The sequence below is a fragment of the Dellaglioa sp. CoH-55-MRSF-8 genome, assembly GCF_056782195.1.
Genome location: NZ_JBXAYH010000006.1, coordinates 1 through 15,799, shown reverse-complemented (window position 1 = coordinate 15,799; position 15,799 = coordinate 1). Strand labels below are relative to the sequence as shown.

20 protein-coding genes are annotated in these 15,799 nt (G+C 31.3%); 18 read left to right on the top strand and 2 right to left on the bottom strand.

Translation table 11 applies throughout. The features are described from left to right. Positions 1 to 88: 88 nt before the first annotated feature. From ccpA to AC1RPW_RS06390, 16 genes are all read left to right on the top strand, one after another. Complete coding sequence (gene ccpA / locus AC1RPW_RS06465; protein ID WP_409022763.1) at positions 89 to 1,090, top strand: catabolite control protein A; 1,002 nt, start codon at positions 89 to 91, stop codon at positions 1,088 to 1,090. Between the two features lie 73 nt (positions 1,091 to 1,163). Beyond that, entirely contained in the window at positions 1,164 to 1,667 is a 504-nt protein-coding gene (locus AC1RPW_RS06460) for a VanZ family protein (protein WP_481761822.1), read from the top strand. Positions 1,668 to 1,775: 108 nt separating this feature from the next. Next, positions 1,776 to 2,510 carry a YebC/PmpR family DNA-binding transcriptional regulator gene (locus AC1RPW_RS06455; protein ID WP_481761821.1) on the top strand — a complete coding sequence of 245 codons (735 nt, stop codon included), beginning with the start codon at positions 1,776 to 1,778 and terminating at the stop codon, positions 2,508 to 2,510. A gap of 134 nt (positions 2,511 to 2,644) precedes the next feature. Further along, on the top strand, positions 2,645 to 3,625 hold the full coding sequence (gene comGA, locus AC1RPW_RS06450; RefSeq protein WP_481761820.1) for a competence type IV pilus ATPase ComGA: 981 nt from the start codon (positions 2,645 to 2,647) through the stop codon (positions 3,623 to 3,625). After that, positions 3,567 to 4,625 (top strand): competence type IV pilus assembly protein ComGB, encoded by a 1,059-nt coding sequence (gene comGB, locus AC1RPW_RS06445; protein WP_481761819.1) that lies wholly within the window; start codon positions 3,567 to 3,569, stop codon positions 4,623 to 4,625. The genes comGA and comGB overlap by 59 nt, the downstream gene beginning before the upstream one ends. Further along, positions 4,622 to 4,936, top strand: a complete 315-nt coding sequence (comGC, locus tag AC1RPW_RS06440) for a competence type IV pilus major pilin ComGC (protein ID WP_409022758.1) — start codon at positions 4,622 to 4,624, stop codon at positions 4,934 to 4,936. Before comGB ends, comGC begins: the two co-directional genes overlap by 4 nt. Beyond that, the gene (locus tag AC1RPW_RS06435) at positions 4,914 to 5,348 is read left to right on the top strand and encodes a prepilin-type N-terminal cleavage/methylation domain-containing protein (RefSeq protein WP_409022757.1); all 435 of its coding nucleotides are present in this window, start codon (positions 4,914 to 4,916) and stop codon (positions 5,346 to 5,348) included. Before comGC ends, AC1RPW_RS06435 begins: the two co-directional genes overlap by 23 nt. A 10-nt stretch (positions 5,349 to 5,358) precedes the next feature. After that, entirely contained in the window at positions 5,359 to 5,637 is a 279-nt protein-coding gene (locus AC1RPW_RS06430) for a hypothetical protein (RefSeq protein WP_481761818.1), read from the top strand. Further along, positions 5,634 to 6,056, top strand: a complete 423-nt coding sequence (locus tag AC1RPW_RS06425; RefSeq protein ID WP_481761817.1) for a competence type IV pilus minor pilin ComGF — start codon at positions 5,634 to 5,636, stop codon at positions 6,054 to 6,056. The genes AC1RPW_RS06430 and AC1RPW_RS06425 overlap by 4 nt, the downstream gene beginning before the upstream one ends. Before the next feature lies 1 nt (position 6,057). After that, positions 6,058 to 6,354: a hypothetical protein gene (locus AC1RPW_RS06420; protein WP_481761816.1), complete on the top strand. Its 297-nt coding sequence runs from the start codon at positions 6,058 to 6,060 to the stop codon at positions 6,352 to 6,354. 78 nt (positions 6,355 to 6,432) lie between these two features. Then, positions 6,433 to 7,449, top strand: a complete 1,017-nt coding sequence (locus tag AC1RPW_RS06415) for a class I SAM-dependent methyltransferase (protein WP_481761815.1) — start codon at positions 6,433 to 6,435, stop codon at positions 7,447 to 7,449. A gap of 116 nt (positions 7,450 to 7,565) precedes the next feature. Next, positions 7,566 to 8,939, top strand: coding sequence for an amino acid permease (locus tag AC1RPW_RS06410; protein ID WP_481761814.1), 1,374 nt, complete (start codon positions 7,566 to 7,568; stop codon positions 8,937 to 8,939). Between the two features lie 345 nt (positions 8,940 to 9,284). Then, positions 9,285 to 10,658, top strand: coding sequence for a bifunctional metallophosphatase/5'-nucleotidase (locus tag AC1RPW_RS06405; protein ID WP_481761813.1), 1,374 nt, complete (start codon positions 9,285 to 9,287; stop codon positions 10,656 to 10,658). A gap of 37 nt (positions 10,659 to 10,695) precedes the next feature. Beyond that, positions 10,696 to 11,310, top strand: coding sequence for a YutD family protein (locus tag AC1RPW_RS06400; protein ID WP_481761812.1), 615 nt, complete (start codon positions 10,696 to 10,698; stop codon positions 11,308 to 11,310). A 22-nt stretch (positions 11,311 to 11,332) separates the two neighbouring features. Further along, on the top strand, positions 11,333 to 12,118 hold the full coding sequence (locus tag AC1RPW_RS06395) for a TIGR01457 family HAD-type hydrolase (RefSeq protein WP_481761811.1): 786 nt from the start codon (positions 11,333 to 11,335) through the stop codon (positions 12,116 to 12,118). After that, the gene (locus tag AC1RPW_RS06390) at positions 12,102 to 12,734 is read left to right on the top strand and encodes a TIGR01906 family membrane protein (protein WP_481762413.1); all 633 of its coding nucleotides are present in this window, start codon (positions 12,102 to 12,104) and stop codon (positions 12,732 to 12,734) included. Before AC1RPW_RS06395 ends, AC1RPW_RS06390 begins: the two co-directional genes overlap by 17 nt. Before the next feature lie 78 nt (positions 12,735 to 12,812). On the opposite strand, the gene AC1RPW_RS06385 is transcribed toward AC1RPW_RS06390, so the two are convergent. Both AC1RPW_RS06385 and AC1RPW_RS06380 read right to left on the bottom strand, forming a co-directional pair. After that, positions 12,813 to 13,451, bottom strand: a complete 639-nt coding sequence (locus AC1RPW_RS06385; RefSeq protein WP_481761861.1) for a VTT domain-containing protein — start codon at positions 13,449 to 13,451, stop codon at positions 12,813 to 12,815. 39 nt (positions 13,452 to 13,490) lie between these two features. Next, positions 13,491 to 14,483: an NAD(P)/FAD-dependent oxidoreductase gene (locus AC1RPW_RS06380; RefSeq protein ID WP_481761809.1), complete on the bottom strand. Its 993-nt coding sequence runs from the start codon at positions 14,481 to 14,483 to the stop codon at positions 13,491 to 13,493. A 129-nt stretch (positions 14,484 to 14,612) separates the two neighbouring features. Here AC1RPW_RS06380 and AC1RPW_RS06375 point away from each other — a divergent pair, with 129 nt between their 5' ends. Continuing rightward, complete coding sequence (locus tag AC1RPW_RS06375) at positions 14,613 to 15,197, top strand: peptidylprolyl isomerase (RefSeq protein WP_481761808.1); 585 nt, start codon at positions 14,613 to 14,615, stop codon at positions 15,195 to 15,197. A gap of 57 nt (positions 15,198 to 15,254) precedes the next feature. After that, the gene (locus AC1RPW_RS06370; RefSeq protein WP_481761807.1) at positions 15,255 to 15,662 is read left to right on the top strand and encodes a CvfD/Ygs/GSP13 family RNA-binding post-transcriptional regulator; all 408 of its coding nucleotides are present in this window, start codon (positions 15,255 to 15,257) and stop codon (positions 15,660 to 15,662) included. The last annotated feature ends 137 nt before the right edge of the window (positions 15,663 to 15,799 follow it).

Below are 15,799 nucleotides of genomic sequence, written 5' to 3'. Positions count from 1 at the left end.
CAATTGTCTTAAAAATTTGCTAAATTATTCTAGTGCTTGAAAACGGAATGAAAACTTGATATTTAAGTAATGAGAGGAAATAATACTAATGGATAAACAAACAATTACAATTTATGACGTAGCAAGAGAAGCAGCTGTTTCAATGGCAACTGTTTCACGTGTGGTTAACGGTAACCCTAACGTTAAACCTGCAACAAGAAAAAAAGTTTTGGAAGTTATTGATCGACTTGATTACAGACCTAATGCTGTTGCTAGAGGATTGGCAAGTAAGAAAACGACAACAGTTGGGGTTATTATTCCCGATGTAACTAATATTTACTTTTCATCATTAGCTCGTGGAATTGATGATGTTGCAACAATGTATAAATATAATATTATTTTAGCTAACTCTGATCAAAATGGTCAAAAAGAAGTGCAAGTATTAAATACATTATTAGCTAAACAAGTTGATGGTATTATTTTTATGGGAAATCAAATTACTGATGAATTACGTGCTGAACTTAAGAGAAGTCGTACACCAGTTGTCCTTTCAGGTTCAGTTGATCCTACTGGAGAATTAGGTAGTGTTAATATTGATTATATTGCAGCTGTAATGGAATCAGTAACGGATCTAATTAATAATGGCAATAAACGTATTGCATTTGTTTCAGGTTCAATGGATGAACCCATTAATGGCGAATACCGACTAAAAGGCTATAAATTAGCTCTTGAAAAAGCCGGAATAAAATTTGATCAAGACTTAATTTTTGAAACAGATTATTCATATCGAGCTGGCGAAACCTTATGGCCAGCAATTTCTTCAAGTCATGCAACTGCTGCTTTTGTTGGTGATGATGAATTAGCTGTTGGTGTTTTGAATGGTGCTCGAGATGCTGGTTTGAGTGTACCCGAAGATTTTGAAATTATTACAAGTAATGATTCAAAATTGACTGAGATTGTTAGACCCAAATTATCTTCAATAACACAACCTTTATACGATTTAGGGGCTGTATCTATGAGATTATTAACAAAATTAATGGATAAAGAAGAAGTTAGTGAAAAAACAATCCAATTACCATATGGCTTAATTAAGCGTTCTTCAACAAAATAATATAATAAAAAACTTGGTTTTCTAAATTATATTTGGAAAATCAAGTTTTTATTATACTTGGATGGGAAATTTTATGAAAAATAAAAATAATATTTACTTTGTTTTAGCCTTATTAATTATTGTAATTCTGTTTATTAGTTCTTCGGAAACGTACAAGCAGCAGACATCTATTCCTTTTTTAGAAAAGTATTTAGCTGGTAAACCATTTGAAAGTATGTTGTCACATATTTCATTTAGTTATGCTGGAGCAGATGAAAGTTTTAACCATGTTGGTTATTTTAAATTAGTTGAGTTTTTCATCCGTAAAACTGCTCATTTTATGACATATTTCTTTATGGCTAGCTTCATATTCTTGGGAGTGAAAAATAAAATTAAGTATTGGCGTTACAGTGGGCTTATTGCAGTTGCTTGTGCAGCGCTATATGCAGGACTTGATGAAATTCACCAAAGTTTTACAGGTGGCAGAACGCCCTTAATCCAAGATGTTTTACTTGATACAATTGGTGCAACAACAGGTGTAATTTTGACGATATTAATTTTAATGTACTATCGGCACAAAAAAGCTAAAGAAAACTAGTTCAGTCCTATTCTCGTGAAGAAGGTTGATATTAAGCTATTATTTTGATATCATAATAAACGGTTAAAAGTAAAAATTCAGAAACATTTCGGAAAGAGGTAGGGAATTATGTCAGGACATTCAAAATGGAATAACATCCAAGGTCGTAAAAATGCACAAGATGCTAAACGTGGTAAAATTTTCCAAAAATTATCGAGAGAAATTTACATGGCTGCAAAAAGTGGTGGTCCTGATCCCGATTCGAACCCCTCATTACGTTTGATGCTTGATAAAGCTAAAGCTGCAAATATGCCAAAAGATAATATTAAACGTGCTATTGATAAAGCGTCTGGTTCAGAAGGTGCAGATTATGAAGAAATTACATATGAAGGCTATGCACCTGGTGGCGTTGCCATCTTAGTTCATACCTTGACGGATAATCGTAATCGGACTGCTTCAGAAGTTCGTATTGCATTTACACGTAATGGTGGAAATTTAGGAGAAACAGGTTCAGTTAATTACATGTTTGATCGTAAAGGTTACATCGTTATTTCTCGTGAAGAATTAGATACTGATGAAGATGCTATGTTTGAAGATGTTATTGATGCTGGTGCTGAGGATTTGAAAACATCAGAAGAATTATTTGAAATCTATACAGATTCAAAAGATTTACCAGATGTACGTGCTTCATTAGAAGCAAAGGGATACAAATTAGATACATTTGAATTAGTAATGATTCCTCAAAATCTAGTACCAGTACCGGAAGATAAAATTGAACAATTCCATCATATGATTGATGCATTGGAAGAAAATGATGATGTTTCAGAAGTGTTCCATGCTGGTGATATTGCAGACGAAGATTAAGATACTCTCTATAATAAAGAGATAAGTCATCTTAAAAAGTTAGAAATTAATTAAATATAAAAATATGAAAAGCCAAAATTAAATGTTTTGGCTTTTTTTGCGTACTTAAATATATGGAAAGGAGGGATATTGAGATGATTGAAACAGAAATACAAGAAATGATTAAAATATGTGTTAAAAACAGAGCAAGTGATATGTATATAATTCCAAGTGCCAAGGGATGCTTAGTTAAGTATCGAACGTTGAATAACTATCATAGCCTTAATGTATATTCAGAAAAAAAGATGATACAAATGAATAATTTTCTTAAATTTAAGGCAAATATGATTCTGAGCGAAACTAGGCGGCCGCAGTTTGGGACTTTTCAATGGCAGATAGAACATAAAAAGGTAAATTGCCGAATTTCGAGTGTTGGCGATTTTTTAGGTAGAGAATCGATTGTTATACGATTTATTTATTCGAATACCGATGTACCGTTACTTCAACTTTTACCAAATCAATTTCAGCAGTTGATAAATGCATGTGGGTCCAGTGGGCTAATTTTATTCTCAGGTCCAATGGGTTCAGGTAAGACAACGACAATGTACCAACTGGCTGAAATGATTCAGAATCAAAGAACAATATTAACTATTGAGGATCCAGTTGAAATTCAAAATCCTAATTTTATTCAATTACAGGTTAATGATAAAGCAAACATGACATATGCGGAATTATTAAAAGTTGGATTGAGGCACCATCCTGATATTTTTATTATCGGTGAAATCAGGGATGAAGTCACTGCCAATGCTGCAATTAAAGCTGCAATGAGTGGTCATTTAATTTTAAGTACCGTACATGCAAGAAATGCAGTAGGAACAATTAAACGACTTGAAAATCTTGGCGTTAGTCGAGATGATCTCAATAGAACGCTACAGGCAGTAAGTTATCAGCGATTAATTGAAACAACGAAAGGTGGAAGCGGTGTACTATTTGATATATTAACAGGTCAAAAGTTAGAGTCTGTTCTTGAAGGAACATTTAATCAAAAAATAGCTTTAGAAAGGTGGCATGATAACCTTGATCAATGTATTAAGAAAAATATTATTACAATTGAAACAGCAAATAATTTTAAATAGAAGAAAATGGTCAATTCAAAAACAAAGTGAATTTTTCGAAGTCTTGGCAGACTTATTAGATTCGGGATTTTCGCTCAGGCAATCTTTAACAACGGCGACTAAATTATTTCCAGTTGGGAAAATAGATATTCAAAAAATTGAATCCAAGTTAAGAAGTGGTGAACCCTTCTCAACAGGTATCAAGCCGTATATTTCAAAAAGTTCGTATTATCAAATTACGATTTCTGAAAAATATGGCGGATTAAATAAAAGTATTAAACAACTCGGAAAATTGATGACGGTTAGAGTAAAACAAAAGAAACAGTTAAAGCAACTCATGCAATACCCAATGATTCTGATGGGATTACTGGTTGTCTTATATATCGGAATCCAACAATTTATTTTGCCTGAAATAAATTATAGTCAGTTAGGTGCGTCATCAAATTCTAACTTTAAAATGATTTTAATGAAGAGTATTATCTCTGTCGTAATTAGTCTATTTATCGGATATATCATAAAAATTATCATTCGTGTTTCAAAACAAAGTACGATGAACAGGCATGTTTGGTATTGTCAGGTCCCCATAGTAGGTAAAATTTATCGGGATTATTGTCATTATTATTTAACATTTAATTTGGGTCTGCTTTTAGCAAGTGGTTTAAATTTGAATAAAATATGTGATTATTTAAATCAATTTGATCAAAAATCTTTACTATATCAGTTAGGTAAACAGTTAACGAATCATTTTGAAAATGGTGGGAGTACAAAACAAATGATCGATAAAAGTCCTTTATTTCCTAATGAGATAACGACATTTCTCGCAAAAGGTAATACGTTAGATGTGATGAGCCAAGAATTATTAATGTATTCGGAATTAACTTATCGTAAATTTGAGTCATCTGTCGAAAGAATCATGATTTATGTACAGCCAGTTGCATTCATAATTGTAGCGGCCTGTATTGTTGGGTTGTATTTAACAATATTATTACCTATGTATCAAACTATGGAGGAAATTCAATGAAAAAAAATAGAAAAAAATTAAAAGCATTTACGCTTGTTGAAATGCTATGTGTCTTATTTATTATCTCACTTCTAATGTTGATTATATTACCTAACATTGGACATCAAAGAGCAGGTGCTAAACGGGTTAATGATGAAGCGTTAGTTAGCGTCGTCCAAACGCAGGTTGATTTGTATGAAAATGAAACGCATAATAAATCGATAAATTTTGCTGATTTAGTTTCGGAAAAATATTTAACTGAAAAGCAAGAAAAGGAAGCAAAAGATAATCATATTATTATCTCGAATAATGTTGTTAAAACAGAAAACTAAATTTAAAGCATTTAGTTTATTTGAAATGCTTATTTCGTTGGCAATTACTAGTATTTGTGGTCTATTGCTAATGGGGCCAATGGATCAAGTACTTGCGATATCTAAAGAAAAACAATTTTGGCAAAATTTTGAACAACTTTGGCAAAGTGCAGTGGTAGAGGCACCGATGAATCGGATGCCTAATAGTATTAATTTTAATGATGATAAAATGACCATTATTAATGGCAATAGTAAAATTAAATTAGACTATCCGAAGACTGTGACAGTTAAAAATAGAGTAACGATAAAAATAAATAAAAGTGGGCAAATCACTGGTAAAACAGTTAATTTTAAATCCACATTACCAAATAGAAATCAAAAAATAGTATTTCAAATTGGGTGGGGTCAATTTATTAGAAAGGATGTCGAATAACGTGCGTAAAATGTCAGGAATTGTGTTAGCTGACGCTATTATGACTTTAACTATTGTCGCATCAGGTTTTGGATTATATGTACAGACCAATCACACATTACAGAAACAAGAAGATTATTGGAATCATAAAACAACAACTACAAGAAATCTGAAAGAAATCAGTAAATTATTAGTCATTCATCCGACAAGTAAATTATCAAAAATAGTTGATGGCGAATTACAATGTGCTACTATGTCTGAAATTCGAATTAAGTCTGAAAATGATTTAACAAGTATTAAATTGCAATGAAAAGTTTTTCTTTGTTAGAAACTATTATTGCATTAGGTATATTTATCATCTCTCTTAGTCTAATGACAACATGTTGGCACTTATGTACAAATGAACACCAAGAAATTAGCGGAGATAGAGATTTTTCGTTACAGCAATGTATCGGATTATTGGAGTCAGATCACTTAGATTTGAAGATAATAGATGTTGGTCAATATACAATTTCATTAAAAAATAATAAGACAGGAGCTCGCTACTATCTTAGTCAGCATAATGAAATGATACAGTTTATTGGATTTTCAGGAGGTCATATACCAATTTTATATCATGTGAAATCATTTTCGGTGGCATACGATGAACCAATTCTATTTTTAAAAATCAAACAAGAACACCAAAATAAGACTTTAAAATTGGTAATACCTATGGAAAAAAAGGATTAAGATGCGAAAAATCAAATTATTAAACGGACATTTAGTTGTATCAGCCATATTTTGTTTAATGTTATTAATTGGTTTGTTATTGGGACAACTGATATATTTCCAAGCAAAATTCACTAGTTATCAGAAAATATGCCAATATAATCAAGCAGAAACTATGAAAAACATGACTATTTTAAATCAAAAAGCAAAAAATCTAAAAGAAAAATATACTTATAATTATGGTGTTGTTGAATATCAAAAAGGAGCCTATCAGGTTATTTTGAAGAATGGTAATCGATATTCTTTTTCAGAAAAATGATAAAAAAGAAACTTAACTTGAATTGAGAATTAAAAATCGTTAAACTGAAACGAGCAAATAAATTCAAGGAGTGATTTTATGTCATTAGAAGAAATAGAAATGAACTTTAATCAGATTAATGAAACAATTGATATTTTACAAAAAAGTTTAGAAATCACTTATTTGGACGCATTTATTGAGACTAGCAATAATTTGTTAGATAATAAATCTGTACACGTAGAAGATGGATTACCAAGTGAGCAAGATGTAAAAATTTTGAATCAGATTTATAAAAAAATGAATTTGAATGCCTTATCGTCAGAAGATGTACGTAAAGTTGTACAGTTAGTTTTATTGAAGGCAACAAGACAAGAAAGTATTCAACCTAATCATCAAATAACACCAGATACAATTGGATTTTTAGTTGCATTTGTATTAGAAAAATTAATAAGTACAAAAAAATCGTTTAGTTTATTGGACATTACAGTGGGATCAGGGAACTTACTGACGACGATTTTGAATCAAATGGCTGCTGATAAGTTTGAGATTTCAAAAGCATACGGGATTGATAATGATGATACAATGTTATCAATTGCAGGGTTAAGTGGACAATTACAACACTTAAATTTAGAATTATTTCACCAAGATGCGGTTGATGACCTAATTGTAAAAAAATCTGATGTTGTTATTGCTGATTTACCAATTGGTTATTACCCTCTAGATGAAAGAGTTACCCATTTTGCTACACATGCAACTGAAGGTCATTCATATGTACATCATTTATTAATAGAACAATCAATCAAATACTTAAATGATGGCGGTTTTGGCATATACCTTGTTCCTACTGGTTTATTTGAAACAGAGGAAGCAAAAAAATTACTCGTTTACATTCAATCAAATGCATATCTTCAAGGTATGCTCAATTTACCTGTGGAATTATTTAGTTCAGCTAATTCACGTAAATCTATTTTGATTTTACAGAAACATGGCGAAGGTAGTAAACAAGTTGATGAAGTACTATTAGGTGATTTCCCATCACTAAAGGGTGAAGAACTATTTCAGAGCTTTGTTAAAACGTTAGATAAGTGGATAAAGGCCAACTTTAATAATAAGTAAAGTGACTCATATTTTGAGTCGCTTTTTTTATTTAATTATAAAAAGAATAATTTCTTTAGAAATTAACATGTGTCATGTATAATCTACTTAATTACTATAGAGGGAGTTTGATATTAATGGCAGAAAAAAGTTCAGAAGATCAGCATGTTAGAGGATTAAAAAGTCGACATGTTCAATTAATTGCAATTGGTGGAACAATTGGGACTGGTTTATTCTTGGGAGCAGGTCAATCTATTCATTTGGCTGGGCCATCTATTTTATTGGCATATATTATTACCGGAATTGCATGTTTTCTTTTAATGCGTTCGTTAGGTGAATTACTGTTATCGAATGTGAATGCACATTCATTTATTGATTTTATTTATGAATATCTAGGTGAAAAGGTTGGATTTGTTGCTGGATGGACATATTGGGTCTGTTGGGTAACAATTGCAATGACAGAAATTACCGCAGTCGGGTTATATATGAAATTTTGGTTTCCTAACTTGCCGCAATGGATTCCTGGTATGGTTATGCTCCTTATTCTTTTAGGAATAAATTTAGTTACAGTGGGATTATTCGGTGAAACAGAATTTTGGTTTGCACTCATTAAAATTATTGCCATTATTGTGTTGATATGTATTGGCGTGTATATGGTAGTGGTAAACTTTAAAACTTCAGCTGGGCATGCCAGTTTGACGAATTTAGTAAGTCACGGTGGATTTTTCCCCCAAGGAATTAAAGGATTTATTTTGTCATTTCAAATGGTACTGTTTAGTTTTGTCGGTATTGAAATGGTAGGATTAACAGCTGCAGAAACTGAAAACCCAACAAAGGTTATCCCAGAAGCAATTAATGAAATACCCTTAAGAATTATTTTGTTTTATGTAGGATCATTATTGGCAATTATGGCGATTTATCCTTGGAATATGATTTCGGAATCACAAAGTCCATTTGTTCAAGTATTTGAAAATATAGGGATAAAATCAGCAGCCAGCATTATTAATATTGTTGTAATTACAGCTGCAGCCTCAGCTTGTAATGGGTCTTTATTTAGTACAGGTAGAATGTTGTTCTCGCTTAATTATAATAAAAAAAATAAATTTTCTAAAAAAATTAGTAAGTTATCACATAATCAAGTACCTGCATTTGCATTACAATTTTCGACTCTTGTGATTGCAATTTCAGTCGTACTGAATATGTTTATGGCTGAATCGGTATTTACATTTATTTCAAGTATTGCAACGACTTGTTTCTTGTTCATTTGGGGAGCAATTGTAATTGCACATTTGAAGTATAGACGAAAAATAAAACTAGAAAAAACAGAATCAATGCTAGTATTTAAAATGCCTTTCTTTCCTGTTACAAATTATTTAATTCTATTATTTCTAACTTTTGTAGGTATTGTGCTATGCTTAAAACCTGATACATTAATTGCGCTGATTGCTTCAATTGGTTGGTTAATTGTACTCTATGTTATTAAAAGTGTTCAAATGAAGATGGAAAATTAAATTTTTGCTGAAAAGACCACGTGTGAGGGTCTTTTTTTGTATACTTAGGGCACAAATTAAAAGTAATTGTTGAAAATATTGTTTGATTTTGCTTCTAAAAACATTACAATTTAATAGTTAATTTCAGCGCGAGCAATACTATTTTCTGCATGCTATTTTTTGTAAAGGGTCATATAAATTCACTTGGACACGGTAAGCAGTATAATATAGGATATAGTATAACTAATAATGTTGAACCCACCTATTAGGAATTTGATGGTTAGAAAAGAACTTTAGGACAACCATAATAATATAGTTAGTGAAAAGAAAGTCAGTAAATAATCAAAATAAGGTGGATATAAACTAATGGAAAAAATAACGATTTTACATACAAATGATATTCATTCACATTTAGAAAATTGGCCTAAAATTAGGCGATTTTTACAATCTGAAAAAATAAAGCTTGAAAAACAAAATCAAACTGTTTTAACTTTTGATATTGGAGATGCAATTGATCGTGTGCACCCGTTGTCGGAAGCTACAAATGGCAAAGCCAATATTGAATTAATGAATACTGTAGCATATGATGCAGCGACAATTGGTAACAATGAAGGTATTGGTAATTCGCGAAGCCAATTACAACATTTATATGATAATGCAAAATTCGACATTATCCTTGATAACGTGGTAGATGGAGAAGTTAATAATCGTCCTGCATGGGCCAAAGAATATAAAATAATGGAAACTGCAGCTGGAACTAAAATTGGAATAATTGCCTTGACAGCACCATTTCCAATGACGTATGAGATGAATGGTTGGGAATCTAATCAAATTGATACCGTTTTACCTTCACTTTTAAAAAAAATAGCAGGTAAAGTAGATGTTATTATTTTGTTATCACATTTAGGTTTACCTGTAGATAGAAAAGTAGCTGCAAAGTATCCTCAGATAGATATTGTATTAGGAAGCCACACACATCATTTATTGAAATCCGGTGAAAAAGTTAATGAATCATTATTGGCCGCAGCTGGTAAGTGGGGGATGTACGTGGGCGAAGTAGCGATTGAACTTGAAAATCATAAAATTAGAAAAGAAGTTGCTAAAGTAATTGAAACAGAAAGTTTAGCAGAAGTTATAAGTGACCAAGACGAAATAGCAGAATATAGATTACGCGGAGAAAAAATTTTAACATCTGAAGTTGTTGCAAAATTGCCTGAAGATTTAGAAGCATCATGGACTAAAAATTCAGCATTAATGCAGACATCATTGAAAGCCATCGAAGCGGGTACAAAAACGGATATTGCAATGTTAAATGGTGGATTATTTTTGAAAAATTTACAAAAAGGATTTGTAACAAAAAATGACCTGCATCAAACACTGCCACACCCAATGCGGGTTATTACTGCTAAATTAACTGGTTATAATCTATGGCGATTAGTACAAGAAATTAAAAAGAATAGTTCATTTCTTAAGAAATTCCCAATTAAAGGGATGGGTTTTAGAGGCCAATTATTTGGTGAAGTAGTGATTGATGGACTGGTAGAACAAGAAAATGGGGACCTTATATATCATAACGAAAAAATTGACTTGGATGCATATTATACTATTGCAACAGTTGATCATTTTATGTATATACCGTTTTTTCCAACCATAGAAATAACCGGAGAAATTTCGATAAATGGCAAGAAATTTTTAAGAGATTACGTTGGGGACTATTTAAAACTAGAATTTTCTGTATAATGAAGTATGACTAAAGTTGTAAAAGGAGGTTTGAGATTTGAATCAAGCACAGAAAGAAAAGAGAGAACAGCAACTTGCAATAAAAGCAGAAAAAATTAAAGCTTATGCTAGTGATGTTGTTCGACAGAGTGAAACCCGAGTACTAATCGATAACCGTCCATATGATCTTGTTTCCAATTATAGAGATGGTTTTGAAATTGAAAAATTAACGGAACGATTTAGCCAAATTTTAACGAAATATGATTATATTGTTGGAGACTGGGGATATGATCAACTTCGATTAAGAGGTTTTTATAAAACCGAGAATAAAAAGGCATATCGGTCACAATGTATCGATACTCTTGAAGATTATTTATATGAATATTGTAATTTTGGATGTTCTTATTTTGTGTTGCACAATTTGGAAATTCAAAAACCTGAACCAATTTCTAATCCTAAAGAACGTAAAAAAACAGTTAAACCAGTTGGTAAGAAAAGAAAACCTGTAGTAAGGGCGCACACAACTGAAAAAAAATATCAAATAAAAAATAAAAAAACTAAAGTACCATTAAACAAGTCTAAACCAGTAAAACCACAAAAAAATAATTTAAAAACGGCAACAAAACGAACAAAGAAACACGAATTTGTAATTAGGCAAAAAGATAAAGCATAATTAAATAGGCAAGGTGATAATAATGGCATATAAAGGTTATATGATTGATTTAGATGGTACAATCTATCGAGGAAAAGAAAAAATTGCGGCAGCAAAACGATTTATCGAGTCTCTACAAGCAAGAAATATTGCATTTTTATTTGTGACTAATAATACGACTAAAATACCAGCTGATGTTGTCAATAATTTAGCAAATAATTTTGATATACATGTAACTGAGAAAGAAGTCTATACGGCGGCACTTGCAACTGCAGATTATCTAGATGCGTTAAACCCTGATAAAAGAAGTGTTTATATTATTGGTGAAAACGGATTAAAGAAAGCAATTATGGATAAAAAATTTATTATTGAGGAAACGACGCCTGATTATGTTGTTGTTGGGTTAGATTCCGATGTTACGTATCATAAATTTGAAATGGCAACTTTAGCAATCAAACGTGGTGCTAAATTTATTGGAACAAATGCTGATACTAATATTCCGAATGAACGTGGACTACTTCCTGGTGCTGGATCGCTGGTAAGGATGGTTGAATGTACAACACAACAAGAAGCTACTTATATTGGTAAACCTGAAACTATCATCATGGAAAAAGCCCTATCAAGACTTGGCTTGAAGAAAAGTGAAGTTGTGATGGTTGGAGATAACTACATGACAGATATTAAAGCCGGAATTAACTTTGGGGTTGATACAATGTTAGTCTATACGGGCGTTTCAACAAAAAACTTAGTGGCATCTAAAAAAGTTCAACCAACTATTCAATTGGATTCACTTGATGATTGGGACTTTGATAATGATAGAGCGCGTTAAAAAAATGGGACAGTGGCTAAGTTTATATCTAGCGATTGTCTCTTTTTCTATTATATTGGTAATTAATAGTACGTTTGTTTATAAAATTTTTATCAAGCAATCACATTTGAATAAAATTGTTGGGTTAAACCAATCAGAATTAATGTCTGATTATAATAATTTATTAGACTATTTTAACTATCCTTGGGTAAATAAAGTAAAAATGATATTGCCTTCATCATATAATGGGATGCAACATTATCATGATGTTAAACAATTGGTGCAGTTTAATTATGGTTGTTTTTTAATTTTAGGATTTATTGCAATAATATTTATTGGTCAATTAACAAAACAAAAGGAATTATGGAAATTGGTAAGACCTTTTCAGATGGCTATTACTGTTCCTTTTCTTAGTGTATTTTTACTTTTCTTTAATTTTGATCATTATTTTATACTATTTCATGAGCTCGTGTTTAGAAATAATGATTGGATATTTAATCCTAAACTAGATCCAATCATTTTGGCATTACCAGAAAATTTTTTTATGATTTGTTTTCTAATGGTCTTTTGTCTAATTGAGATGTTCTTTTTAGTTGGTATTTACTTTGGTAAGAGAGAAATTAAACGTAGTAATTAAAAAAACGAGACACCAGTGAAAATGGCGTCTCGTTTTTTTATTAGATTAAGATAGAAAGGGTGGGATATTAATAGCTAGTTATTTACTTAATTTTGACTTAATACCACTAAATACAGCTGGAATTAAGGAAATTAGTATGATTCCCAATACGACTAAAGAAAAATGTTCCTGTACGATTGCAATGTTTCCAAAGAAAAATCCAGCAGAACAACAAATGGTGACCCATGCAAATCCGCCAATTAGACTAAAGCGTAAGAAGCGAGAGTACTTAAATCCGCTACCACCAACGATGAAGGGAGCAAGCGTACGAATAATAGGCATGAATCTTGCTAAAATAATTGCGGGTCCACCATGTTTATTGAAAAATTGTTCTGTTTTATCGAGACTATCTTTGCTAATCATTTTATTAAATAATGAATGATCTGAAATTGAGTTCCCTACTTTTTTTCCAATAAAGAAATTTAGTGAGTCTCCCATGTACGCTGCAGCAAGAAAGAGGATTACAAATATCCAAATATTCAAATGATAAATTGAATTTGCTGCTAGAGCACTAGCTGCAAATAAAAGTGAATCACCAGGTAGGAAAGGTAAAATAACCGCTCCAGTTTCTATGAAGATAATAAAAAATAAGATAAGATAGGTCCAATTTCCAAAGTTGTTCACAATACTAATCAAGTGTGTGTCTATATGTAAAACAAAATCTATAAAAAAGTTTATGACAGACATAATATTAAATACCCCTTAAGTTCTATTTTTTTAATAATGTGGATTCATTAGTTGCGTACTATGAATAGTTCGATTAATATTTGGGTTTATAAAATTTAGGGCACTAGTTACGGCAGTCGGTGCTTCACCAAATCCTGAAGCAATTAGTGCTATTTTACCAGGGTATGAAACAATATCTCCTGCGGCAAAAACACCGGGAATGGAAGTTGCCATTTCAGAATTTACCGAGATTAGTTTCTTATCCATATTTATACCCCAAGCATTAATAATTTTATTATCGGATAAGTAGCCATAATTCACAAGTAAATTATCAACAATTATCGTTTTATTAAGATTATTTTTAGAATGTTTTAGCAAAATTTCAAGGCGACCATTCTTTTTAGAAAGTGATTGTATCGAAAAGGGAGTTTCAAATATAGTATCAGTTTTTTTGAGTTTTGTGACATTGTACTCTAGAGCTCTAAAGTTATCTCGACGGTGAATCATATGAATTTGTTTTGTAATGTTCGATAGCTCATTTGCCCAATCGATAGCAGAATCACCACCGCCAGCAATAGCAATTTGTTTATGAGAAAATTTAGAAAGGTCACTAATATTGTAAAATAATGATTCATTCTCGAATGTTGCTGAATTAGCAATATTTAATTTACGTGGCTGAAAAGAACCAATTCCAGCCGTAATAATAATTGTTCTACTATATGTAACCCGTTTAGAAGTTTGAATCCTAAAAATATCATTCTCTTTTTCGAAATTTAAGACGGTCTCATTTAATTTAACGTCAAAGTCAAATTGGTGAGCTTGCCTTGAAAGTTCCTTAATTAGATGTTCACCTGATATGCCAGTGAATCCAGCTATATCATATATTTTTTTCGTTGGATATAATGTACCAACTTGTCCACCAATGTCGGGAAGACTTTCAATAACTTGAGTTTTAGCTTGGCGCATGTGCGCATAAGTTGAAGTAAATAGTCCGATGGGTCCGGCACCAATGATAGTAATATCAAATATTTCATTTGTTGTCATAACAGTCTCCTAGCATTCCATTTAATAGCATTATAATAGTATAACGCATAAAAAATATAAAGTAATAGTAAAATAGAGTGAAATTGGGTACAATGGAATCAATAAAGTTTGAATAGGAGGAACATAGTTATGACATACCCACAATTAGACTTAGAACATGTAGTTGGACCAAAAGTTAAAATGATTACGAATTACGGTGATATAACGATTCAATTATTTCCAGAACAAGCACCTAAGACGGTAGAAAATTTCATTGGACTTTCAGAAAATGGATACTACAAAGACGTTATTTTTCATCGAGTGATTTCTGATTTTATGGTTCAATCTGGTGATCCAACAGGATCTGGAATGGGTGGTGAAAGTATTTGGGGTAAATCGTTTGCAGATGAATTTTCTTCTGAACTTTTTAACTTAAGAGGTGCTTTATCGATGGCTAATTCTGGACCATCAACAAATGGTAGTCAATTTTTTATTGTCCAAAATTCGAATGTTCCTGAACAGATGATTGGACAATTAAAGGATGCAAATTATCCTGAAGAGGTAGTCGTAGAATATAAAAAAGGTGGAACTCCTTGGTTAGATTTTCATCATACAGTATTTGGACAAGTTGTTAGTGGAATGGACATTGTTGATAAAATTGCGGGTGCAAAAACAGCTATGCAAGATAAACCAGTTGAACCAATTGTAATTGAAGATATGATAGTAACAAAATAAAGAGGATGAAAGTCCTTTTTATTTTGGCCGTTTTTACCGAAAGATTGAGGAGTATAAATGAAATATAGAATTGGACAAATTATTGTAGGAACTATAACAGGTATTCAATCATATGGTGCTTTTGTAACAATTGCGGATGGAGTTCAAGGCTTAATCCATATTTCGGAATGCCATAACGGTTATGTGGATAACATATTGAATTATTTAAAAATAAATGAAAAAATTACGGTTAGGATTATTGATATTGATGAATATAACAGTAAAATGAGTTTTTCAATTAGAAATTTTACTAAACAAAATAGTAATCTTAAAAGTACAGGTATTAAAATAAAACATAAATATTATTGGACAAATAGGTCTATAGATACAGGGTTTAAAGCAATAGATGATAAAATGGATTTTTGGATAAGCCAACAATTAAGAGATATTCACAGAAATAGACTTGACCAAGAAAAAGAAAGCTGATATATTTAATAAGTGCTATTGAGGCGATAATGAATATCGCAAATAAAGTGTTGACATGAGATATACCAGATGGTATATTAATAAAGCTGATTGATACGGCAAGAAGAAATGAATATTTATTCAAAAAATTCTTGACA